Consider the following 21,897-nt stretch of genomic DNA (forward strand, 5'->3'; position numbering starts at 1 on the left):
ACAATAACCCGACCTGATGACTACCATTACACGAAGTGCTTTGGTGATGTATACGCCTGATCAGATGTTTGATCTGGTCAATGATGTGGAAGCTTATCCACGTTTTCTGCCCTGGTGCAAAGGCAGCCGTATCATCAATAAAAATGAAGATGTGATCTGTGCGGCACTGGATATCGCCAAAGGGGGTATCCATCATGAATTTTCAACACGAAACGTACTCGATCACGGCAATGCTATCCGTATCGAACTGATTGACGGCCCCTTCCGCCATCTGGAAGGTCACTGGCAATTCAAGCCCATCGGTGACAATCAGGGATGCCGTGTCCAGTTGGATATGGATTTTGAGTTTTCCACCCGGCTGCTGGATTTGGCTTTGGGGCCGGTATTTACCCAGATCTCCGGCTCACTGGTCGATGCCTTCTGCAAACGTGCCCAGGAAATCTATGGAAAACGCTGAACATATTGTTGTTGAAGTGGCTTATGCCCTGCCCAATGAGCAACTGATTCTGGAAATTGAAGTGCCGGCCGACTGCCAGGTCGAGGAAGCCATCAAACGTTCCGGCATTCTGGAGCGTTACCCACAGATTGATTTGAGCACCGACAAGGTCGGTATTTTCGGCAAGATGTGTAAACTCAATGCCAGCCTCAATCACAAGGACCGGATCGAAATCTATCGACCTTTGATTGCCGACCCCAAAGAGTCCCGTCGTCAGAAAGCAGAAATGGCGAAGAAAAAGGCCAAAGCGTCAGAAGACTGATTCAGGCCTGTTTTTTATACACCGCCTGGGACTCCAGCAGCGCCATTTCGGCTTCACTAAAGCCGGCCGCGATACGGGCATCAGTATGAAACGGGCCGCGAATTTCGCCGTTGAAATAAGTTTCCAGCAAGTCTTTGAAGGTCAGATACGGGTCCAGTCCACGTTGCTCGCAGAGAAAATTAAACCAGTGGGTGCCGACTTTCACATGCCCCACTTCTTCCCGCAAAATCGTTTCCAGAATCTCTACCGCCTGATAATCCCCTGAACCTCTGAGCTTGTTCATCATCGAGGGCGTCACATCCAGGCCACGTGCTTCCAGTACTCTCGGCACCAGCGCCATTCGCGTCAAAGGGTCATGATGGGTTTTTCGAGCCATCTCCCACATCCCGTCATGGGCTGGGAAATCACCATAAGCAAATCCCATCGTCCGTAAATGCTGATCCAGCATTTCAAAATGGGTGGCTTCTTCATAAGCTACCTGCATCCAGTCTGCATAAAATGCCTCCGGCATATCGGCAAATCGTGCAATGGCATCCAGTCCCAGGTTGATAGCGTTGAACTCGATATGACAAATGGCATGAATCAGGGTGGCATGACCGGTTTTCTGATTATTGCGGCGACGCGGTAAGTCACGGGGTGCAACCAGTTCTGGCTTATCAGGACGGCCGGGGAAAGCGGGCACTGCCAGGCTATCATCAGAGACCGAAAATCCCTGTTCCTGGACCTGTTTGTAGAGTGCCTGAGTGGCAGACGCTTTTAGCCAGGGATCAGCGATTAACAGGCATTCCAGAGCCTGTTCGCGAAGTTGTATTGACTCAGCCATCGAGTCTTACCCGCGGATCAACGACGGTGTATGAGATATCGGTCAGCATCAGGCCGACAATGTAGAGCACTGAGCCCAGGAAGACCATCGCCCGGACAATCGCAAAATCCTGTGCATGAATAGCATCAATAGTGTAACTACCCAGGCCGGGGATACCGAAGAATGATTCCAGAATCAGGCTGCCCATAAACAAAGTTGGCAACACCACCACGATACCGGTCAAAATCGGGATCATGGCGTTTTTAAGCACATGTGAGAACAGCACCCGGACTTCTGACAGGCCCTTGGCACGGGCGGTGCGGACGTAATCTTTGGAAGCTTCTTCCAGAAATAAAGTCCGGTACCAGCGAGAGCCGCTGCCAATACCGGAAATAATGCCGATAGCAACCGGCAGTATCAGGAACTTGGTCGCATCAAAGCCTTCTGCGTAGCCGGATATCGGCACCAGTTGCATGATTTTACCGACCAGGAACTGGCCGCCAATAATATAGAAAAGGCCGGATATCGACATCAAAATCACGCACAGGATGACGCCACTCAGGTCGACATAAGTAGCCCGGAAAAAGACCATCAGCATAGCGAAGGTGATATTGACCATCAGACCGATAATCAGGATCGGTACTGCGATCGCCAGACTTGGCCACATGCGGTTCTTGATATCTTCACCGATGTCCCGGCCATCATCAGCCTGGCCAAATTCAAACACAAACAGGCTGAGAGATTTGGCAAAGAAAATGGTTTCCGTGACTTTATCGACACCCTCTGCCTCACTGTTCCAGAGCAAAGGCTGGTCATAGCCACGTTCCTGCTTCCAGGTTTCGATTGCCGCCTCGTTCACGTACTTGTTACCCAGGTGCATTCGCGCCATATCGTCTGGCGTGTTGACCATGAAAAACAAAACGAATGTGAGCGCATTCACCCCCAACAGTATGGGAAAGGCGTAAAGAATCCGTCTAATAATATAAGCGAGCATGAAGCGATACCTGTCAGGAGTAACCAGATTGGCAGAACGTCAGATTAATGACCGACGCGCTTGCCTCAAGTTTCACAGAGCGTCATTGTAGCAGTTGACCATGCCATCAGCATGCCGTCATGAAATAGAGGTATGCAAACAGAACATTGCGCAATCATAATAGTCACAAAGACAGTAATCCGTTCCATTAATGACATGAGGTCTATCATGAAAAGATTGTTTCTCGCCCTACTGCTACCCCTGGTCATGGCATTGAGTCTGCCTGCTCAGGCAGAAGAGACTAAGATTATGATTCGGGCCCAGGCAGTGGATGCCAAATTTATTGGTACCGGTGTCGGCGGCGTGCGCGTGGTGGTTGAAGATGCGGAAACCGGTGAAATTCTGGATGAAGGCTGGATCAATGGCGGGACCGGCGATACCGATTTACTGGTCAAAAACCCGATCAAACGCGGACAAACACTCACTGATGATAAAACTGCCGGATTTCTGGCCGAAGTCGACCTCGAAGCACCACGCCTGTTGAAATTTAAACTGATGGGGCCTTATGGCTACCGGCAGTCACTACAGGAAGCCACGGTCACTTCCTGGGTCGTACCGGGTAAACACCTGCTGGGTGATGGCATCATTCTTAACATGCCCGGCTTTATTGTCGATGCCTGGACTCAGGTACTCGAGGGCGGCAAAGTCGAGTTCTATACCAAAGCCTCATTGCTGTGTGGCTGCCCGATTACCAAAGATGGTCTTTGGAAACCGGATAACTATGAAGTTAAAGCCATCCTGATGCAGGATGAGGAAACCCTCGCTGAAGTGCCGCTTGAATTTACCGGTCCGGTGGGCATGTTCTCAGGCAAAACCGAGATCAAACAATCCGGCCATTATAAAGCGATCGTCTACATGGTCGATCCGACCACGGGCAATGTCGGCGTTGATCGCACCATGTTCGAAGTCAATCTGGATTAAGCCACATCTGTAACAAAGCGCCCGCCCAGGCGTCACAGATCCAGAGACTGAATGCAGGAGCGTCTATGAATAGTAAAACTTGTCCGGTGAACGGTGCCGGCCTCGGCCTGCGCCGCAGTTTTATTGACGAACTGGCCCAAATGGATGACACCGGTATCGATTTCCTGGAAGTCGCACCGGAAAACTGGATGGAAATGGGGGGCGGTTTCGGCCGTAAATTCTCGGCAATCACCGAGCGTTATCCGATGCTCTGCCATGGTCTGTCATTGTCGATTGGCAGTCCTGCCCCACTGGATGAGCATTTCCTGCAGCGGCTCAAGCAGTTTTTCGACAGACACAATATACGCTGTTACAGCGAGCATTTAAGCTACTGTAGTGACGATGGTCACCTGTATGACCTGATGCCAATTCCTTTCACTGAAGAAGCCGTCCATTACGTCGCTGATCGCATTAAAAAAGTTCAGTCGATACTTGAACGTCGACTGGTGATTGAGAATGTCTCTTACTATGCAGCGCCGGGACAGGAAATGGATGAAATTGCCTTTACCCGGGCAATTCTTGAAGAAGCGGACTGTGACCTGTTGCTGGATGTGAACAATGTCTATGTCAACAGCGTCAATCATCGTTACGATCCGATTGACTATATCAAGGCCCTGCCCACTGAGCGTATTGCCTATCTGCATATTGCCGGCCACTACAATGAGGCCGAGGATCTGATTGTCGATACGCATGGCGCCGATGTGATCGATCCGGTCTGGGAGTTGCTGTCCCAGACTTATCAGTATCATGGCGTCAAACCCACTCTGCTTGAGCGCGATTTCAATATCCCGCCACTGCCGCAGTTAATCGAAGAAGTCAGCACCATTCAACGTTATCAGCAACAGCCAGCGTTTAAACATGTCTCGCATGGCTGATTCATTTCAGGCTACGCAATACCGCTTCGCCGCACACATCCGCAATCCCGAAGGCGAACCGGCACCGGCGCACATCGAAGACCGGCGTATGGCGATTTATCGTGATCTGTTTTTCAATAACATCAACGGCACGCTGCAAAACGCTTTTCCGGTGATTCGAAGCCTCTATGATGAAGCGCAATGGCAAGCTATGGTGCGGGACTTTATGGTTAAGCATCAATGCAAAACCCCGCTATTCGTGGAAATCGCCCGCGAGTTTATGGCCTATCTCGAAAATGAACGGCTCAATGATGCAGATCCGCCTTTTCTGAGGGAACTGGCACATTACGAATGGGTGGAACTGGCTTTAAGTATTCATGAAGCTGAATTTTCCCGCACGCCGATTGCTGACGAAGATTGTCTGGCACTGCGTTATCAGCAATCTCAGTTAGCCTGGCTGCTGGTGTATCAATATCCTGTGCATCAAATCAGTGTTGAGAACCAACCAACATCAGCGAACGAAACACCGGTATGTTTGCTGGTGATGCGCAATGAGCACGATGAGATTAAGTTTATTGAACTCAATCCGGTCAGTGCCCGCTTGCTGGAATTACTGTCACAGGGACTGCGTGGAGATGAGTCTGTTAAGGATATTGTCGCTGCCATGCAGCATTCACAGCCAGAAGTGGTTGAGCAGGGTGCGCGGCAGTTGATTCATGACTGGTTAGACCGTGGTGTTTTGCTCAAAAGGGATTGATTGGTGGCGTCTCTCTGCCCGTGAGATGCCTCGACTTCGCTCGGCATGACACATGCTTTATTCATCGCACTTGTCATCCTGAGCCTGTCGAAGGATCTCTCAAACCTCAAAGATACCTCGCCTACGCTCGACATGACAGGTTGTGACTCTCTACCCCTGTCATCCTGAGCCTGCCGAAGGATCTCTCCAACCTCAAAGATGCCTCGACTGCGCTCGGCATGACAGGCTTTGGCTCTCTACCCCTGTCATCCTGAGCCTGTCGAAGGATCTCTCAGACCTCAAAGATACCTCGCCTACGCTCGGCATGACACGGCTTTGACTCTCTACCCCTGTCATCCTGAGCCTGCCGAAGGATCTCTCAAAGCCCTAAGATGCCTCGACTTCGCTCGGCATGACACGGCTTTATTCATCCCACTTGTCATCCTGAGCCTGCCGAAGGATCTCTCCGACCTCAAAGATGCCTCGGCTGCGCTCGGCATGACAGGTTTTGACTCTCTACCCCTGTCATCCTGAGCCTGCCGAAGGATCTCTCCGACCTCAAAGATGCCTCGACTTCGCTCGGCATGATACGGCTTTGACTCTCACCCCTGTCATCCTGAGCCTGTCGAAGGATCTCTCCAACCTCAAAGATGCCTCGACTTCGCTCGGCATGACACGGCTTTATTCATGATTCCGCCCAATAAAAAAGGCGCTGATTAGCGCCTTTTTCAATTTCAGTGATGCTTGAAATACTCAGGCTGTTGCGAGTTCAATCGCTTCTGCCGCCAGACGGGTGATTTCATCCCAGTTCTCTGCATCGACCAGATTCGCTGCACACATCCATGAGCCGCCTACACAGCCGACATTAGGCAGCTTGTAGTAGTCATTGACGTTTTTCTGGCTGACGCCACCGGTCGGACAGAATGTGATTTGTGGAATCGGAGCACCGATTGATTTCAGCATGGGGACGCCACCGGCCGCTTCAGCCGGGAAGAATTTCATGGCAGTGATCCCTTTTTCCAGCAGTCGCATGGCTTCGCTGGGGTTCGCAATACCCGGCAGCAGCGGCACACCGGTTTTCAGGGCGGCATCGATCAGGCTATCTGTGGTACCGGGACTGACGATGAACTCAGCGCCCGCATCAATCGCGGCATTCAGCGTGTCGATATTAATAATCGTACCCGCACCGACGATCGCATCAGGCACTTCTGCTTTGATGCGGCGGATGGATTCCAGCGCAGCGTCAGTACGCAGCGTGATTTCCAGCACTTTAAGGCCGCCTTTGACCAAAGCTTTGGCTAGTGGCACAGCATGGTCGGCATTGTTGATCACCATCACCGGCACGACCGGTGAAACTTTCATAATTTCATGAATTGTTTTCGACATGGATAAGGCGTTTCCAGCTTATTGTTGATTATTCGACATTGAACATGTTGATGGCGCCGGTCTCAGAGGTGGAGACACCCTGACGGAAGCTATCGAACAATTCACGGCCCATGCCGTAATGATGTTCCGTATTTGCCATCACACAAGCCATGCGTGAGTTCAGTTCTTCTTCGTCGACCAGCACGTTCAGTTCACCGCGCTGGGTGTCGAGACGAATCATGTCACCATCACGGACCTTGGTCATCAGGTTGCCATCGGCACATTCCGGCCACAGGTGAATCGCTGATGGGATCTTACCGGAGGCACCGGACATGCGACCGTCAGTAACCAGCGCCACTTTGTAACCTTTGTCCTGCAGCACACCGAGTGGTGGCGTCAGTTTGTGCAGTTCCGGCATACCATTGGCTTTCGGGCCCTGGAAGCGGAGGACGACGATGACATCTTTATTCATTTCACCGCGTTTGAAAGCCTCAACCACGTGATCCTGATTGTCGAATACCATCGCTGGCGCTTCGACGACCTGATGCTTGGGCTCAACGGCAGAAATTTTCGACATTCCGCGGCCCAGGTTGCCCTGGATGAGATGCAGGCCACCGCTGGTCGCGAACGGCGCCGTCACGCTGCTGACTACTTCCGGGTCCAAAGACTTTTTCGGTCCTTCCTGCCAGCTCAGTGTGCCCTCTTTCAGGGTCGGCTCCTGCGTGTATTGCTCCATACCCTTGTCATCACCCACGGTCAGGATATCGGTATGCATCAGGCCATTGGCTGACAATTCGCCAATCAGCACGCCCATACCGCCGGCCGCCTGGAAGTGGTTAACGTCGGCAGTGCCATTCGGATAGATACGGGTCAGCAATGGAATAATCTTGGACAGACGGTCAAAGTCATCCCAGTTAATGATAATGCCTGCTGCACGGGCGATAGCGACCAGGTGCATCGTGTGGTTTGTGGAGCCACCTGTGGCCAGCAGACCGACCAGCGCGTTGATGATGGCTTTTTCATTGATCATGTGACCAATCGGACGGAAGTCATCACCCAGTGAGGTGAATTTCAGGACTTGTGCTGCTGCACGCTTGGTCAGCGCGTCACGCAACGGCGTGTTGGGGTTGATGAAGGAACTGCCGGGCAAATGCAGGCCCATCATTTCCACCATCATCTGGTTACTGTTGGCAGTACCGTAGAAAGTACAGGTACCCGGGCTGTGATAAGACTCGGATTCAGCACGCAGCAGTTCTTCACGACCGACTTTTCCTTCTGCATAAAGCTGACGGATACGCACTTTTTCCTTGTTAGGCATACCGCTTGGCATTGGACCGGCCGGTACAAAAATCGCCGGCAGGTGACCGAAGCTCAGCGCGCCAATCAACAGACCCGGTACGATTTTGTCGCAGACGCCCAGATAGAGCGCAGCGTCAAACATGTTGTGGCTGAGACCGACCGCGGTCGCCATGGCAATCACGTCACGGCTGAACAGAGACAGTTCCATTCCCGGCTGCCCCTGGGTGATACCGTCACACATGGCCGGTACGCCACCGGCAAACTGGGCAACGCCGCCTGCTTCATGAGCGGCATCTTTTATCAGTTTCGGGAAGTCCTTGAACGGCTCGTGAGCAGACAACATATCGTTGTAAGAAGAAATGATGGCGATGTTGGCTTTTTGATCACCAGCCAAATCGGCTTTGTCTGTCATTGAGCAGGCTGCAAATCCGTGAGCCAGGTTACCGCATCCTAATACTGCACGATGAGGCCCTTTACCAATAGCTTCATCAATCCGCGACAGATAGACCGACCGCGTTTTCTTACTTCTTTCGATTACGTCATTAGTGACGCTTTCTAATACTGGATGAACCATAGTTTCCTTCTCTCTTTAATGCTTTGCCTGATGTGTTTGCAAAGGATTGCCGGGCTCGGAATGTCCCGAAGATTTTGTGTCAAGACCGACCATTATACCTTGAAAGGTCTATTTTGGCATATGTCGAATTCGTTTCGCTTCGGCCATGATGCATGGTAAAGCTACAGCTGACGCCACTTTTTAGCGATACTGACAGCCCACTTATATTGATATTCTACCAGTTTCAAGGTCGCTGAAATACAACAGTGAGACAGTTCTGTTTATCGTTTATTCGACGCCCGATCCTAAACCGGTAAATCGGGACAAACAAGCTAATTTGGGATCCCCTGTAAACCACCATTGCGGTATGATCGCAGGTTTATTTACCAGCAGGAAAAAGTCCACGATGTCTGAATCCAGAGTCATGCGTCCGATTCGAAGTTTTGTCCGTCGCGAGGGCCGGCTGACGCCCGGCCAGCAGAAAGCGCTTGATGAACTCTGGCCCCGCTTTGGCATCGATGACACTCACGAAGCTATCGACCTGGATAGCCTGTTTGGCCGCCATGCGCCTGTCGTGCTTGAAATCGGGTTTGGTAACGGTGCTTCTCTGGCTGAAATGGCTCAAAATCAGCCTGAACAGAACTTTATCGGGATTGAGGTTCATCGACCTGGTGTCGGTCAATTGCTTAAATCGATTCAAACCTTAGCACTCAATAACGTGCGCGTTGCCTGTACTGACGCCGTTGAACTACTCAGGCACCGGATACCGGATAACAGTCTGGATCGCGTGCAGATTTATTTTCCTGATCCCTGGCATAAGAAGCGACACCATAAACGTCGCATTATTCAGCCTGCTTTTGTCACGATGCTGGCCGACAAACTCAAGCACGAAGGCCATTTGCATCTGGCCACTGACTGGCAGGATTATGCGGAACAGATGCTGATCGATGTTTCTGCCAATCAGCGCTTTGTTAACTGTGGCAATGATGACGGCTTTATTGAACGGCCAAGCTACCGACCGATAACCAAATTCGAGCAGCGTGGGCACCGCCTTGGTCACGGCGTATGGGACTTGTTATTCAGACGGGTTTGATGAGATTAATGATAAATGCTTGCGTCATTTGATGGCTTAATATAGTTTAGACTGCTAGTTAAGAAAATGATGCAAGTGGTTGACTATGAACTCGAAACTAAAAAATATTTCAGCATTCGTATTAATCGCAGCTTTACCCGGGACGGTGTCTGCTGCCGGATTTGCCATCAAGGAGCAAAGCATCACCAGTCTGGGCCGGGCTTTTGCCGGTAGTGCTGCCGTTGCTGAAGATGCCAGCACGATATTTTTCAACCCCGCTGGCCTCACGTATCTCGACCGTAGTGAACTTGACCTGGGTTTGAATTACATCAAACCACAATCCGAATTTCGTGATGAAGGTTCCACTATCAATGGCAATCCTCTCACTGGGGGTGATGGTGGCGATGCAGGTAATGACGCTTTTGTCCCGAATTTTTACCTGAGCCACCCCGTCAATGACAAAGTCACATTAGGCTTTGGTGTCTCTGCACCATTCGGCCTGGTCACCGAATACAAAGATGACTGGGTCGGTCGTTACCTGGCGGTGAAATCTGAAATGCTGACGCTCAACTTCAATCCGACCCTGGCTATTCAGGCTACAGAGAAGTTGTCGCTGGGTTTTGGTGTCAGTGCCCAATATATCGACGTCAAATTAACCAAGGTCGCTCAGGTTCCTGCCGATGCCGGCGTTGAACTGGAAGGTGACGATTGGGGATATGGCTATAATCTTGGTCTGCTCTACCAGTTTACAGATCAAACCCGTGTTGGCCTCTCTTACCGGTCAAAAATTTCTCACACTCTGGAAGGCGACGGTACGCTGGATGCCCTCGGCGTCAAGGAAGATATCAGCGCCGATCTGGACTTACCTGAGACAGTCTCCCTGGCAATACATCATCAGTTGAATGATAAATGGGCCATCATGGCTGATGCCACCTGGACCCGATGGAGTCGATTTGAAGAACTGGTGATTGAATCAGACGGGATTCTATCAACCGATAAGCCAGAAAACTGGGATAACAGCATGCGTTACGGCATCGGACTCAGCTATCAATATAACGACAAGTGGCAATTCCGTACTGGCGTTGCCTACGATGAAACACCGATACCCAGCAGTGGGTTCCGAACTGCACGTATTCCCGGTAATGACCGCAAATGGGTAGCGTTTGGTGCCAGCTATCAATACTCTGATAACATCGTTATTGATGCGGCCTATGCACACCTTTTTATGGATGACCCTCGCATCAATGAATCCGAGAGTATCTATAACCTCCGCGGTAAATATGATGCCAGTGTCGATATTGTGGGGCTGCAACTTCGTTGGCTGATGTAGATCGGATTAATGGCACTAGCAGGAACAGATTACATCTCAGCAGAACAAGCCGGCACGCTCTACGGATTATTTCTTGAGCGCCTGGCACGCACGCCGGATCAGGTGGCTTACAAGAGCTACTCCACTGAGATTAATGACTGGTCAGATACCTCATGGCGTGATGTTGCCCGGGAGGTAGCCCGCTGGCAGAAGGCGATGGCGGCTGAGAAGCTGGAACCGGGCGACCGCGTAGCGCTCAATCTGCGTAACAGTAAAGAATGGGTATTTTTCGATCAGGCGGCAATGGGACTGGGGCTTGTAGTTGTACCACTTTACCCTGATGACCGGCCGGACAATGTGGCTTATATTCTGCAAGACGCTGATGTGAAATGCTTGTTTCTGCAGAACCTCAATCAATGGAAACGGCTCCAGTCATCCATTACTGAAGAACACAGCCTGCGGCGGGTTATCATCAATCATGACGACGATGAGCCCGACGATGAACTTCTGGTTTATGCCAGCCACTGGTTACCGGAACATGCCGATAAGGTCAGGGACTGGGATGCTGATCCGCATCAGCTGGCTTCAATTATTTATACCTCCGGCACCACCGGGCGACCCAAGGGCGTGATGCTCAGTCATCACAACATGCTTTCTGTCGCTGCCGGCTCACTACAGTATTTCGATATTCTCGGTGATGATCTGTTTCTGTCCTTTCTGCCTCTGTCGCATACCCTGGAACGAACTGCCGGCTATTACCTGCCGATCATGGCTGGCGCTACCGTCGCCTATTCCAGAGGTATTTCTCAATTGGCTGATGATATACAGTTGGTCAAACCGACTATTTTGATTGCGGTACCGCGAATTTTCGAACGTATCTATACGCGTCTGCAAACACAACTGGCCGCGAAAGGCATGCTGAGCCGCATGCTGTTCAAAGCCAATGCCAATATCGGCTGGTCTCACTTCCTCTACCGTCAGGGCAGGCGTGGCTGGCGTCCGGGCTTTGTTATGCTGCCCCTCTTAAACAAACTGGTTGCCGGTAAAGTACTGGAACGACTGGGTGGCAGGATGCGTCTGGCTGTCAGTGGCGGTGCGCCCCTGCCGGAACAGGCATCGAAACTCTTTATCGGTCTGGGCCTGAATTTATTACAGGGTTACGGTCTCACTGAGACCAGCCCGGTAGTCAGTGTTAATGAGCCCAATAACAACTTCCCCGCCAGTGTGGGCCGCGCCATTCCCGGTGTTGCCGTTAAAATCGGTGATAACGAGGAACTGATGGTGAGAGGTCCCGGCAATATGCTGGGTTACTGGAATAATCATAAAGCGACGGCACAGACTATCAACGCTGAAGGCTGGCTGCATACGGGGGATCAGGCCAGAATCAGCAGCAGCGGCCACATTTTTATCACCGGTCGTATTAAGGATATTCTGGTGCTTAGCAATGGCGAGAAAGTCCCGCCGGCCGATATGGAAGTGGCTATTCAATCCGACGCCCTGTTTGAACAGGCAATGATTGTCGGTGAGGGGCAGTCTTATCTTTCTGCTTTATTGGTCTTAAACAGTGATAAGTGGTTCAGCCTGGCCAAGCAACTGAAATTGAACCCAATGGAAAACGCGAGTCTGGATGATAAATCACTGCATCAATTTGTCATTCAGCGTCTGCGTCAGTTAATGCATGACTTTCCTGCCTACGCCAAAATCCGGCGGGTCAGTCTCAGGCTGGAACCATGGACGATTGAAAATGGCATGATGACGCCGACCATGAAAATCAAACGCGCTAAGGTGCTCGAACACCACAAGGCTGAAATTACCCGCCTGTATCAGCAGTGAGGTTAACTCGCCCGGGAGACCGGCTGCTGACACTCAGGCAGAAACAACATGGCTGCTTCCACCGTGTGGAATGAACCGAAAATCAGTACTCTGTCGCCAGCCACAGTTTCATTCATTGCAGCCTCATAGGCCTGTTTCACAGTCTCGAAACAGTGTGTTTTATCTGCACCAGTGACGGAGGCAATCTGACTGCCAAGCTCGGCACCGCTCATGCCTCTATCTCCGTCCAGCCCAGCCAGGAACCAGCCGTCCACCGCCACGTTCAGTGCCTTGGCCACAGCCTGGCAGTCTTTGTCCTTCAGCATCGCCAGTACGGCATAAGTTTTGCCACCGGTTTGAGTCTCTTCCAGCACTGTGGCCAGGTTTTCAGCGCCCTGCTGATTATGAGTCACATCCAGTACACGGGTAACAGGCCCCGGAATTATCTGGAAACGTCCGGACAGGCGTATTGTTTTCAGACCATGACGTATGGCCTCTTCAGAAATCTTCAATCCCTGCTGATTCAATAAATGACAGACCTGCAATACGGCAGCACTGTTCTGTAACTGGTATTTACCAGGCAGTACTGGCAGGGGCAGTTTTTCCAGACTGACATCGTCGTTACGCCATTGCCACTGCTGGTTAAAATCCTGATAAGCATAGTCACGCGCTTGTATAAAGATCGGCGCTGTCTGCGACGCTGCATAGTCAATCACTGTCTGCGGTGGGACAGCTTCTGAGCAGACAACGGGTTTGTCACTACGGATAATTCCTGCTTTCTCCCGGCCAATCAGTTCACGGTTATCACCCAGCCAGGCCATGTGATCCAGGCCAATTGGCGTGATCAGTGCCACATCGGTATCGAACAGATTGACCGCATCCAGGCGCCCCCCCATACCGACTTCGAGTACAGCGACATCAACCTGTTCACGACAGAAGATATCTGCCGCTGCCAGCGTAGCGAACTCAAAGTAAGTCAGCGACACATCGCCACGGGCATCATCAATACGCTGGAATGCTTCACAGATGTCCTGGTCGCTGGCGGGTACGTTGTTGATAGCGATACGCTCGTTATAGCGCAGTAAATGGGGCGAGGTATAAGTGGCGGTTTTATAGCCCGCCGCTTGCAAAATAGCAGCCAGTATCGCCACTGACGATCCCTTGCCATTGGTGCCGGCAACGGTGATCAGTTTGAAAGGCAACTGGCTGCTGCCTTTCATTCTCTGCCAGACGGTGCCGACGCGTTGCAGTCCCGGATCGATATCCCTGAAGTGCAAGTGTTCCTGCCACGCCAGCCACTGCGACAAAGAAGAAAAGCGCATTGGTGTCCTTATCAGACCGCAGCGCGTTTCTGCAGCAAAGTCAGCACATTGCTGAGCCGGTCACGCATATCACGGCGATCCACAATCATATCTATCGCCCCATGCTCGAGCAGGAATTCTGCGCGCTGAAAACCTTCGGGCAAAGTCTCACGGACAGTCTGTTCAATCACGCGGGGACCGGCAAAGCCGATCAGCGCTTTGGGTTCAGCTACATTGATGTCGCCCAGCATGGCTAGACTGGCAGAGACCCCGCCCATAGTTGGATCTGTCATTACCGAAATGAAAGGAATCCCGGCATCGCTCAACTGGGTCAGGATGGCACTGGTTTTCGCCATTTGCATCAGAGAGAACAAGCCCTCCTGCATGCGGGCACCGCCACTGGCAGAAAAGCAAATCAGGGGGATATGATGCTTCAGCGCTTCCTGGGCGGCGCGAACAAATTTCTCGCCGACAACAGACCCCATGGAACCGCCCATAAAACTGAAGTCAAAGGCGACGGCAACGACCGGCAGATTGTTAATTTTTCCCTGCATCGCGATCAGCGCATCATTTTCACCGGTATTTTTCTGTGCCTGGCTGATGCGATCACGATAGCGTTTGCTATCTTTAAAACGTAATGTATCGATAGGTTTGACGTCAGGTGCAATTTCTTTTCGTTCATCTTCATCCAGAAAACTTTCCAGACGGGCTCTGGCACCGATACGCTGATGATGTTCGCACTTTGGGCAAACCATCAGGTTGCGTTCCAGTTCAGCACGATAGAGTACGCTGTCACAGCTTGGGCATTTACACCAGACGCCTTCAGGCACTGAGCGACTGCGAGCCGTAGTGCGGATCTTGGACGGAAGTAATCTCTCAAACCAACTCATCATTTCACCTTAAATTTGCAATCAGGCACTGGCCAGGTCACGGGCGTTAATCGCATGACGCATTTCAGCCAGTAAACCGGCGACAGCAGCGGGTAATTCATCCAGTTTATCAGCATGCTCTTCGATGCAGCGAACCAGAGTTGAGCCGACGACGACGGCGTCAGCGATTTCCGATACAGCAGCAGCGGATTTACCATCACGGATACCAAAACCGACACCTAATGGCAGTGAGGTTTTTTCACGCAGCAGTGACAGCTTTTGCGAGACTTCACTCACATCAAGGGCGGCAGCGCCGGTAATCCCTTTGATTGAGACGTAGTAAATAAAGCCGCGGGCGAAGCTGGCAATCGTTGCCATGCGTTCGGGAGACGTGGTCGGCGCGACCAGATAAATAGTATCAATGTCATGCTCATCCATGGTCTGACGAAACTCATCAGATTCTTCCGGTGGCACATCCACTGTCAACACCCCATCAACACCGGCGTCTTTGGCCAGTTCAGCAAAATTATGATAGCCCATGGCCTCGATCGGGTTGGCATATCCCATTAACACGATTGGGGTTTCTTTATTCTTTTCGCGGAACTGCTTAACCATTTTCAGCACATGTCTGATGCTGACATCGTTTTTAAGCGCGCGCTCACAGGCTTTTTGAATGACCGGTCCATCACACATGGGATCTGAGAATGGAATACCGAGCTCGATGATATCAGCACCGGCATCAACCAGCGCATGCAACAGCGGCACAGTGACCCAGGGTTCAGGATCACCCGCTGTGACATAAGGGATCAGGGCAGTCTGACCATCGGCTTTTAAACTTTCGAAACATTGGCTAATGCGACTCATTGTGACTCCCTTAGAAATTCAAACCAGCCATGGCTGCAACGGTATGCATGTCTTTATCACCGCGACCCGACAGGTTGATGACAAGCGTCTGATCCGAGGTCATGGTTGGGGCCAGTTTACTGGCATAAGCCAGTGCGTGACTGGATTCCAACGCCGGAATAATGCCTTCGGTACGCGTTAACTCATGAAATGCTGCTAGCGCTTCATCATCGGTTACAGAGACATAATTGGCACGACCGATATCTTTCAACCAGGCGTGTTCAGGGCCGACACCCGGATAATCAAGACCGGCTGAAATCGAGTGAGTCTCGATGATTTCACCATTCTCATCCTGCATAAGATAGGTACGGTTACCGTGTAACACCCCGGGGACACCGGCGCTCAGCGGCGCTGAATGCTGACCGGTTTCAATACCGTGCCCAGCCCCCTCGACACCGTACATCGCTACTGACTCGTCTTCAATGAAGGGATAGAACAAACCAATGGCGTTTGAACCGCCACCGATACACGCTAACAGCGCGTCAGGTAACTTTCCGGTTTTCTCCATGACCTGTTGTCTGGTTTCGCGACCAATGACGGACTGGAAATCACGCACCATGGCGGGATAAGGATGAGGCCCGGCTACAGTGCCGATAATGTAGAACGTATCGTCGACATTGGTGACCCAGTCGCGGAGTGCTTCATTCAGTGCGTCTTTCAGCGTACGTGAGCCTGACTCGACCGGCACCACCTGCGCCCCCAGCAATTTCATCCGGTAGACATTCTGTGCCTGACGCTCAACGTCTTCAGCACCCATGTAAACAACACATTCCATACCCAGCCGTGCAGCGACTGTGGCCGTGGCAACACCGTGCTGACCGGCACCGGTTTCAGCAATGATACGGTTCTTACCCATGCGTTTGGCCAGCAATGCCTGACCAATGGTGTTATTTACTTTGTGCGCGCCGGTATGATTCAGGTCTTCACGCTTGAGATAGATTTGCGCCCCGCCGAGTTTCTGAGACCAGTTTTCCGCCAGATAGAGAGGTGAAGGACGGCCGACAAAAGTACTGAGATCCTTGTCCATTTCGGCCAGAAAATCAGGATCATCGCGATATTGCTGATAAGCCTGTTCCAACTCATAGATGGCTCCCATCAGGGTTTCACCTACAAAACGACCACCATAAGGGCCGAAGTGTCCTCGTGAGTCCGGGAAGTTTTTAAAGTAATCGTGGATATGCTGCTCAAGCATTAGCTACCTCTCTCATAAAAGCGCTCATCTTTTCATGACTTTTTATCCCCTTTTCACGCTCAACGCCACCACTGACGTCTACCGCGAAAGGTCGCACTTGTTGTATCGCCTGCCGAACATTGTCAGCATTCAAGCCACCGGCCAGAATAACGGGCCTATCAATATCGGCGATTAGAGACCAATCGAATGTTTTACCGGTACCGCCCGGCACACCGGGCTGATAGGCATCCAGCAAAAAGCCACTGGCTTTGCGATGGGCCTCTGTTGCTTTTTTCAGGTCTATACCCGGCTTCATTCGGATGGCCTTGATATAGGGCCTGGCGAATTGCTCACAAAATGCCGGGCTTTCATCACCATGAAACTGGATTATATCAATGGGTAATGCGTCAAGACACTGTGAAACCAGTTCTGCTTCCGGGTTCACAAACAAGCTGACCACCGAAACAAACGGGGCGATGCCAGCCACGACTTCCTGAGCCTGCGCAACAGTCAGCGCACGGGGACTGGACGGGTAAAATACCAAGCCTATCGCATCAGCGCCATTTTCGGCTGCAAAATCAGCATCTTGGCGACGCGTCATGCCGCAGATTTTGACACGGGTTCTCATTGCGTTCTGATATCGCTCGTTGATCGTTGTGATACTTTACCAGAGCACCGGAAAACCCGACACTGTTGGTAAAGAATATTCTGATGGATAACGAACATCGACCAGATAAAGGCCATCCGGCGGCGCAGTAACACCGCCCCGACTTCTGTCAGCACTTCTCAGTACTTCCCCCGCCCATTCGACCGGCTTACTGCCATCACCAATCGACACAATCACACCGACCAGGTTACGCACCATATGATGGAGAAAAGAGCGTGCCTCGACATCAACAGCAATGCAATCACCCTGCTTGCTGATAGCAATTTTATCCAGGGTTTTGATTGGACTTTTGGCCTGACATTCGCTGGCTCGGAAGGATGAGAAGTCATGACGACCAACCAGTTGCTCAGCGGCCGCACGCATGCGTCCGATATCCAGTGGATGATGGTGCCACCACATTCGTTGGTGATGCACTGCTGAACGACTTAGCCGGTTCAGAATCAGATAACGATAACTGCGCTTAATCGCTGTAAAGCGGGCGTTGAAGTCATCGTCAACTTCCCTGACCCAATTGACAGATATATCTTTGGGCAGGTTGGCATTAATACCCAGAAGCCATCCACGCTGCTCCCGAACCGACTCGGTATCGAAGTGAACAACTTGATTAAGTGCGTGAACACCGGTGTCTGTTCTGCCGGCAGCGAACACTTCTACCTGATGATTGGCGACTGTCGACACCGCTTTTTGCAGTTCGTCCTGGACAGTGCGGGAATGCGGCTGGTACTGCCAGCCACAAAAATGGGTTCCGGCATATTCAACGCCGAGCGCAATCCTCACATTCACTCCCTTTTAAGACAGGGAATTGAGCAATGCCTGAGCCCGATTCTTCTGTTCTTCGTTACCTTCTGCCAGTACTTCATTCAGGATACTGCGCGCCCCTTCCGGATCGCCCATATCAACATAAGCCGCTGCCAAATCCAGTTTGGTCTCTGCCTCGTCAATGTCGTCGAGATCACCGATATCAAACTCCAGGTCAGGCTCATCTTCCGTAGATGCAGTGAAATCATTTTCATCGGGCAGATCTTGTTCTGCTTCGGCAGTCTCCGTGGCAAAATCCTCATCAAAGGATAATGTCTCTTCACGCTCCCCTTCTTCAGCGATATCCAGGTTCAGTGAAGCGCTATCATCCTGCTCGCTGTCAGACAGTTCGTCTTTGTCATCGAAGCCGAAGTTGGTATCGAAAGATAACAAATCATCATCCAGATCATCCACGACCTGTTTGTCAGTGCTTTCCTGTGCTTCTGTTTCGGGCTCGGGCTCAGACTGAGATTCGGATCCAGTCTCAGAAACATCAGCCAGGTTGAACTCAAGGTGATCATTGTCCTTGTCTTCATCTTCAGCGGCGGTTTGCGCAGGCGCAGGCTCAGGCTCGAAGTCGGTCATACTGTCATCAGTATTCACTTCATCATCCTGAGTGGCTGTTTGCTGCTCGACAAACAGATAATGGGCCGGAGACAACTCCTGTCCCCATTGTTTGACTTCGGACCATTCAAAGCTTTCCGTATCGAACGGCGTGTCTTCCGCCAGTGAAATGAACGCTTCTGTCTGCTGCTGCTTATACAACACAAACAATAATTTGTAGGCTACCAGCGTGTTATCAGGCTCAATATTTCTGGCTTCTTCCAGCGAGTTCCTGGCCTGTACATAGTCAGCATACCCCACGAACATATCCGCTTGTTCAACCAGTTCTGCAACCGATTTTTCCTGTTCATGCTCTTGTTCCGATAGCGGTGCATCAGTGATGTCGTCACCTGTCACCGGGGCGACTACCGTGGTGTCTGAGACCTCATTATCAGCCCCTTTGTCCATTTTTTTCACCGCTTCATCCCAGCTCACATCACGGTTGTTGCGACGCGCCAGTAACCAAAGCAGCAGTAATACCAACAACAGGCCCAACGCAGCCGGTAGTTTGTTGTCATTGAGGAATTGCTTGACCTGATCGATGGTGGAATGTACCTCGTCAGCTTCAAGATTAAGTGCTTGTGCGGTCGTGCTGATGACATCCTCATCTGCGGCTGTTTGCACCGGTGAAGGCTGTTCGGTTTCATCTTCAGTGTCTGAGCCTGGTTCCTGATCCTCAAGTTCAGTCTCAGCGGGAGTGTCATTAGAGTCAGCTGATGGCGCTGACGGCGCTTCAGAGTCGACTATCATGGCTGCCTGATCAGCAAGCGCCGGGTCCTCTTCTTCAAGCATCGACTGTAAGCGGGCCAGATCAGCATCTTTCAGTGAAATCAATCGACGCATGGTTTCGAGTTGCTCTTCCATGGCATCCATACGCTGTTTGAAATCGATGTTTTCCTGAGTTTGCGCTTCGATGGTTTCTTGAGCCAGTGTTAATTGCTCAGTTAACTTTTTGATATCTTCATTGCCCGCCACGTTAGGTGAGGCGTCATCTTCTGATGTCGCCGCATCTTCAGGTGCAACCAGCTTGAGACGACCATCTGATGACGCTGCGTCCGAAGTATCAACATTCGATGTTGACGCTTCACTGTCGGTCTGGTCAGTTTGCGTCTGTGCCGACGCAGTATCAGCCTCGGTGTTCGGGTCTTCAGACTGTGTTGCTACCTGAGCGGCAGGCGCAGAAGAGACAGGCTGTTGGTTGCGGTTCTTCCAGGCTGAATTCTGTTCGGTAAAGGCGGCTCTCGCCTCAGCGGGCGACATTGCCGTGATCTCACTACGCGGGGGAATCTGGAGTGTCACACCGGCTTGAAGACCATTGACATTCTGATTTTTGAAAGCCCTGGGATTGGCGTTGAGCAGCGCCATCATCATCTGATGCACTGTGATGCTGTTATCCGGTCGGGTATTAGCTGCGACATTCCAGAGTGTGTCACTTCGTTTTACCGCATAACTACCGGGACTGTTATCTGTATTTTGAGACAGATAGCGATCCGTAGTCGAGGTCTGAGTCGATGGTGTTGTCGGTTCACTGGGCCGTTCAGTGCCACGAACCGCTTGTGTCACGTATTCAGGCGGGTCAAGTAATACCGTGTACTCACGGAGCAGAATGCCAGACCCCGCTGTGGCCGTAATCAAAAAATCAAGGAAGGGTTCTTTGATGGGCTGCTTGGATGTAATCAGAATCTTGTCACGGCCATTCGACTCAACGATGTCGAACTGCATTTGACTCAGCAGGATGCTGCGATTCAGACCTGCCTTGGTGAATTCAGCATCAGATGCCATTTTCACCTGCAAGTTATCCTTTTCATCCGGCTGCAGTGCAGTGAGGCCAATTTCAGCTTTGAAAGGTTCATTCAAAGCCGACATGACCTCAATCTTACCTAGGCCAAAAGCGTGACTGGTGAGAGGCGTGAAAAAACCCATTGTGGCAGCCGCCACCATTCCGGCCAGAACCTGTTTCTTCATCGTCATCCCCTCACCCTTCCTATGCGCTGATCAAAGGTAGTTTTCGACCAGAACTTCTGCAATTTGTACGCTGTTCAGTGCTGCGCCTTTACGAACATTATCCGCAACTACCCACAAATTCAAACCGTTTGGATGAGAGATATCCTCACGGATACGGCCGACATAGACAGGATCATGACCAGAGGCTTCCGTCACAGCGGTGGGATAGCCGCCATCATTACGATCGTCGAGCACAACAATGCCCGGAGACTGCTTCAGCAATTCGGTTGCCTGCTCAGCAGTCATCTTGTCACGGGTTTCGATATGAATCGCTTCCGAGTGACCAAAGAAAACGGGTACACGCACTGCTGTCGGGTTCACCAGAATATTCTCATCACCCATGATCTTGCGGGTCTCCCACACCATCTTCATTTCTTCTTTGGTGTAGCCGTTATCCTGGAACACATCAATTTGCGGCAGCACATTGAAGGCGATCTGCTTGGGATAAACACTGGATTCTACCGGACGACCATTAAGCAAATCCGCTGTCTGCTTGGCCAGTTCGTCCATCGCCGGCTTACCCGAGCCTGAAACTGCCTGATAGGTGCAGACATTAACGCGGGTGATACCAACCGCATCATAAATCGGCTTCAGTGCCACCATCATCTGAATGGTAGAGCAGTTGGGATTAGCAATAATGCCGCGATTTTTGTAGTCTGCAACGGCTTCCGGATTTACTTCCGGTACGACCAGGGGGATATCTTTGTCGTAACGAAATTGTGAGGTGTTATCAATCACCACACATCCGGCAGCGGCCGCTTTCGGTGCGTATTCCGCAGACACGCTGGCACCTGGCGAGAACAGGCCGACCTGAACTTTGGAGAAATCAAATGTCGCCAGGTCTTCAACGACCAGTGATTTGTTACCAAAACTGACTCTGCTGCCGGCACTGCGCTCACTGGCCAGTGCATAGACTTTACCGACCGGGAAATTACGCTGGTGCAGAATCTCCAGCATGGTTTCACCGACAGCGCCGGTGGCGCCTACGACTGCAACATCAACTTGTTTACTCACATTTCACCTTTTGT

General features: G+C 51.4%; 20 protein-coding genes. 8 read left to right on the forward strand and 12 right to left on the reverse strand.

Annotated features, from left to right (window positions below; genetic code table 11):
- Window positions 1-16: 16 nt before the first annotated feature.
- Both OMQ46_RS05990 and OMQ46_RS05995 read left to right on the forward strand, forming a co-directional pair.
- Window positions 17-457 (forward strand): type II toxin-antitoxin system RatA family toxin, encoded by a 441-nt coding sequence (locus tag OMQ46_RS05990; protein WP_266235003.1) that lies wholly within the window; start codon window positions 17-19, stop codon window positions 455-457.
- Window positions 444-758 (forward strand): RnfH family protein, encoded by a 315-nt coding sequence (locus OMQ46_RS05995; RefSeq protein ID WP_266235001.1) that lies wholly within the window; start codon window positions 444-446, stop codon window positions 756-758. The genes OMQ46_RS05990 and OMQ46_RS05995 overlap by 14 nt, the downstream gene beginning before the upstream one ends.
- A gap of 1 nt (window position 759) precedes the next feature.
- Here OMQ46_RS05995 and OMQ46_RS06000 read toward each other — a convergent pair whose 3' ends face one another.
- Together OMQ46_RS06000 and OMQ46_RS06005 are read right to left on the reverse strand one after the other, a co-directional pair.
- Complete coding sequence (locus OMQ46_RS06000) at window positions 760-1,581, reverse strand: ferritin-like domain-containing protein (protein ID WP_266235000.1); 822 nt, start codon at window positions 1,579-1,581, stop codon at window positions 760-762.
- On the reverse strand, window positions 1,574-2,554 hold the full coding sequence (locus OMQ46_RS06005) for an ABC transporter permease (protein WP_266234998.1): 981 nt from the start codon (window positions 2,552-2,554) through the stop codon (window positions 1,574-1,576). Before OMQ46_RS06005 ends, OMQ46_RS06000 begins: the two co-directional genes overlap by 8 nt.
- Before the next feature lie 207 nt (window positions 2,555-2,761).
- Here OMQ46_RS06005 and OMQ46_RS06010 point away from each other — a divergent pair, with 207 nt between their 5' ends.
- The 3 genes from OMQ46_RS06010 to OMQ46_RS06020 all read left to right on the forward strand — a co-directional run bounded on the left by OMQ46_RS06010 (window position 2,762) and on the right by OMQ46_RS06020 (window position 5,164).
- On the forward strand, window positions 2,762-3,514 hold the full coding sequence (locus tag OMQ46_RS06010; RefSeq protein WP_266234996.1) for a hypothetical protein: 753 nt from the start codon (window positions 2,762-2,764) through the stop codon (window positions 3,512-3,514).
- A gap of 65 nt (window positions 3,515-3,579) precedes the next feature.
- Window positions 3,580-4,428 (forward strand): DUF692 domain-containing protein, encoded by an 849-nt coding sequence (locus tag OMQ46_RS06015; protein WP_266234994.1) that lies wholly within the window; start codon window positions 3,580-3,582, stop codon window positions 4,426-4,428.
- Window positions 4,421-5,164: a DNA-binding domain-containing protein gene (locus OMQ46_RS06020; protein ID WP_266234992.1), complete on the forward strand. Its 744-nt coding sequence runs from the start codon at window positions 4,421-4,423 to the stop codon at window positions 5,162-5,164. The genes OMQ46_RS06015 and OMQ46_RS06020 overlap by 8 nt, the downstream gene beginning before the upstream one ends.
- 732 nt (window positions 5,165-5,896) lie before the next feature.
- Here OMQ46_RS06020 and OMQ46_RS06025 read toward each other — a convergent pair.
- Together OMQ46_RS06025 and edd are read right to left on the reverse strand one after the other, a co-directional pair.
- Window positions 5,897-6,529, reverse strand: coding sequence for a bifunctional 4-hydroxy-2-oxoglutarate aldolase/2-dehydro-3-deoxy-phosphogluconate aldolase (locus OMQ46_RS06025; protein WP_266234990.1), 633 nt, complete (start codon window positions 6,527-6,529; stop codon window positions 5,897-5,899).
- 28 nt (window positions 6,530-6,557) lie between these two features.
- On the reverse strand, window positions 6,558-8,381 hold the full coding sequence (gene edd, locus OMQ46_RS06030) for a phosphogluconate dehydratase (protein ID WP_266234989.1): 1,824 nt from the start codon (window positions 8,379-8,381) through the stop codon (window positions 6,558-6,560).
- 385 nt (window positions 8,382-8,766) lie between these two features.
- Here edd and trmB point away from each other — a divergent pair, with 385 nt between their 5' ends.
- The 3 genes from trmB (at window position 8,767) to OMQ46_RS06045 (ending at window position 12,574) form a co-directional block, all read left to right on the forward strand.
- Window positions 8,767-9,453 carry a tRNA (guanosine(46)-N7)-methyltransferase TrmB gene (gene trmB, locus OMQ46_RS06035; RefSeq protein ID WP_266234987.1) on the forward strand — a complete coding sequence of 229 codons (687 nt, stop codon included), beginning with the start codon at window positions 8,767-8,769 and terminating at the stop codon, window positions 9,451-9,453.
- Window positions 9,454-9,538: 85 nt separating this feature from the next.
- A complete protein-coding gene (locus OMQ46_RS06040; protein ID WP_266234985.1) occupies window positions 9,539-10,762 on the forward strand; it encodes an OmpP1/FadL family transporter in 1,224 nt (407 codons plus the stop codon).
- A gap of 9 nt (window positions 10,763-10,771) precedes the next feature.
- The gene (locus OMQ46_RS06045; protein WP_266234984.1) at window positions 10,772-12,574 is read left to right on the forward strand and encodes an AMP-dependent synthetase/ligase; all 1,803 of its coding nucleotides are present in this window, start codon (window positions 10,772-10,774) and stop codon (window positions 12,572-12,574) included.
- A gap of 2 nt (window positions 12,575-12,576) precedes the next feature.
- Here OMQ46_RS06045 and folC read toward each other — a convergent pair whose 3' ends face one another.
- The 8 genes from folC to OMQ46_RS06085 are packed head-to-tail and all read right to left on the reverse strand — an operon-like array spanning window position 12,577 to window position 21,883.
- Complete coding sequence (gene folC, locus OMQ46_RS06050; protein WP_266234982.1) at window positions 12,577-13,875, reverse strand: bifunctional tetrahydrofolate synthase/dihydrofolate synthase; 1,299 nt, start codon at window positions 13,873-13,875, stop codon at window positions 12,577-12,579.
- Between the two features lie 11 nt (window positions 13,876-13,886).
- Complete coding sequence (gene accD / locus OMQ46_RS06055) at window positions 13,887-14,744, reverse strand: acetyl-CoA carboxylase, carboxyltransferase subunit beta (protein WP_266235921.1); 858 nt, start codon at window positions 14,742-14,744, stop codon at window positions 13,887-13,889.
- Window positions 14,745-14,765: 21 nt separating this feature from the next.
- On the reverse strand, window positions 14,766-15,587 hold the full coding sequence (trpA, locus tag OMQ46_RS06060) for a tryptophan synthase subunit alpha (RefSeq protein ID WP_266234980.1): 822 nt from the start codon (window positions 15,585-15,587) through the stop codon (window positions 14,766-14,768).
- Between the two features lie 10 nt (window positions 15,588-15,597).
- Window positions 15,598-16,818, reverse strand: a complete 1,221-nt coding sequence (trpB, locus tag OMQ46_RS06065) for a tryptophan synthase subunit beta (RefSeq protein WP_266234978.1) — start codon at window positions 16,816-16,818, stop codon at window positions 15,598-15,600.
- A complete protein-coding gene (locus OMQ46_RS06070; protein ID WP_266234977.1) occupies window positions 16,811-17,425 on the reverse strand; it encodes a phosphoribosylanthranilate isomerase in 615 nt (204 codons plus the stop codon). The genes trpB and OMQ46_RS06070 overlap by 8 nt, the downstream gene beginning before the upstream one ends.
- A gap of 36 nt (window positions 17,426-17,461) precedes the next feature.
- Window positions 17,462-18,241, reverse strand: a complete 780-nt coding sequence (truA, locus tag OMQ46_RS06075; protein ID WP_266234975.1) for a tRNA pseudouridine(38-40) synthase TruA — start codon at window positions 18,239-18,241, stop codon at window positions 17,462-17,464.
- Window positions 18,242-18,253: 12 nt separating this feature from the next.
- Window positions 18,254-20,830: a FimV/HubP family polar landmark protein gene (locus tag OMQ46_RS06080; RefSeq protein WP_266234973.1), complete on the reverse strand. Its 2,577-nt coding sequence runs from the start codon at window positions 20,828-20,830 to the stop codon at window positions 18,254-18,256.
- 30 nt (window positions 20,831-20,860) lie between these two features.
- Entirely contained in the window at window positions 20,861-21,883 is a 1,023-nt protein-coding gene (locus OMQ46_RS06085) for an aspartate-semialdehyde dehydrogenase (protein WP_266234971.1), read from the reverse strand.
- Between the last annotated feature and the right edge of the window lie 14 nt (window positions 21,884-21,897).

The organism is Methylophaga sp. OBS1 (assembly GCF_026319365.1).

Excerpts from the sequence above, each read along its gene's own strand:
- OMQ46_RS05990 (WP_266235003.1), top strand. The coding sequence starts at position 17 with ATGACTACCATTACACGAAGTGCTTTGGTGATGTATACGCCTGATCAG.
- OMQ46_RS05995 (WP_266235001.1), top strand. The coding sequence starts at position 444 with ATGGAAAACGCTGAACATATTGTTGTTGAAGTGGCTTATGCCCTGCCC.
- OMQ46_RS06000 (WP_266235000.1), bottom strand. The coding sequence starts at position 1,581 with ATGGCTGAGTCAATACAACTTCGCGAACAGGCTCTGGAATGCCTGTTA.
- OMQ46_RS06005 (WP_266234998.1), bottom strand. The coding sequence starts at position 2,554 with ATGCTCGCTTATATTATTAGACGGATTCTTTACGCCTTTCCCATACTG.
- OMQ46_RS06010 (WP_266234996.1), top strand. The coding sequence starts at position 2,762 with ATGAAAAGATTGTTTCTCGCCCTACTGCTACCCCTGGTCATGGCATTG.
- OMQ46_RS06015 (WP_266234994.1), top strand. The coding sequence starts at position 3,580 with ATGAATAGTAAAACTTGTCCGGTGAACGGTGCCGGCCTCGGCCTGCGC.
- OMQ46_RS06020 (WP_266234992.1), top strand. The coding sequence starts at position 4,421 with ATGGCTGATTCATTTCAGGCTACGCAATACCGCTTCGCCGCACACATC.
- OMQ46_RS06025 (WP_266234990.1), bottom strand. The coding sequence starts at position 6,529 with ATGTCGAAAACAATTCATGAAATTATGAAAGTTTCACCGGTCGTGCCG.
- edd (WP_266234989.1), bottom strand. The coding sequence starts at position 8,381 with ATGGTTCATCCAGTATTAGAAAGCGTCACTAATGACGTAATCGAAAGA.
- trmB (WP_266234987.1), top strand. The coding sequence starts at position 8,767 with ATGTCTGAATCCAGAGTCATGCGTCCGATTCGAAGTTTTGTCCGTCGC.
- OMQ46_RS06040 (WP_266234985.1), top strand. The coding sequence starts at position 9,539 with ATGAACTCGAAACTAAAAAATATTTCAGCATTCGTATTAATCGCAGCT.
- OMQ46_RS06045 (WP_266234984.1), top strand. The coding sequence starts at position 10,772 with ATGGCACTAGCAGGAACAGATTACATCTCAGCAGAACAAGCCGGCACG.
- folC (WP_266234982.1), bottom strand. The coding sequence starts at position 13,875 with ATGCGCTTTTCTTCTTTGTCGCAGTGGCTGGCGTGGCAGGAACACTTG.
- accD (WP_266235921.1), bottom strand. The coding sequence starts at position 14,744 with ATGAGTTGGTTTGAGAGATTACTTCCGTCCAAGATCCGCACTACGGCT.
- trpA (WP_266234980.1), bottom strand. The coding sequence starts at position 15,587 with ATGAGTCGCATTAGCCAATGTTTCGAAAGTTTAAAAGCCGATGGTCAG.
- trpB (WP_266234978.1), bottom strand. The coding sequence starts at position 16,818 with ATGCTTGAGCAGCATATCCACGATTACTTTAAAAACTTCCCGGACTCA.
- OMQ46_RS06070 (WP_266234977.1), bottom strand. The coding sequence starts at position 17,425 with ATGAGAACCCGTGTCAAAATCTGCGGCATGACGCGTCGCCAAGATGCT.
- OMQ46_RS06080 (WP_266234973.1), bottom strand. The coding sequence starts at position 20,830 with ATGAAGAAACAGGTTCTGGCCGGAATGGTGGCGGCTGCCACAATGGGT.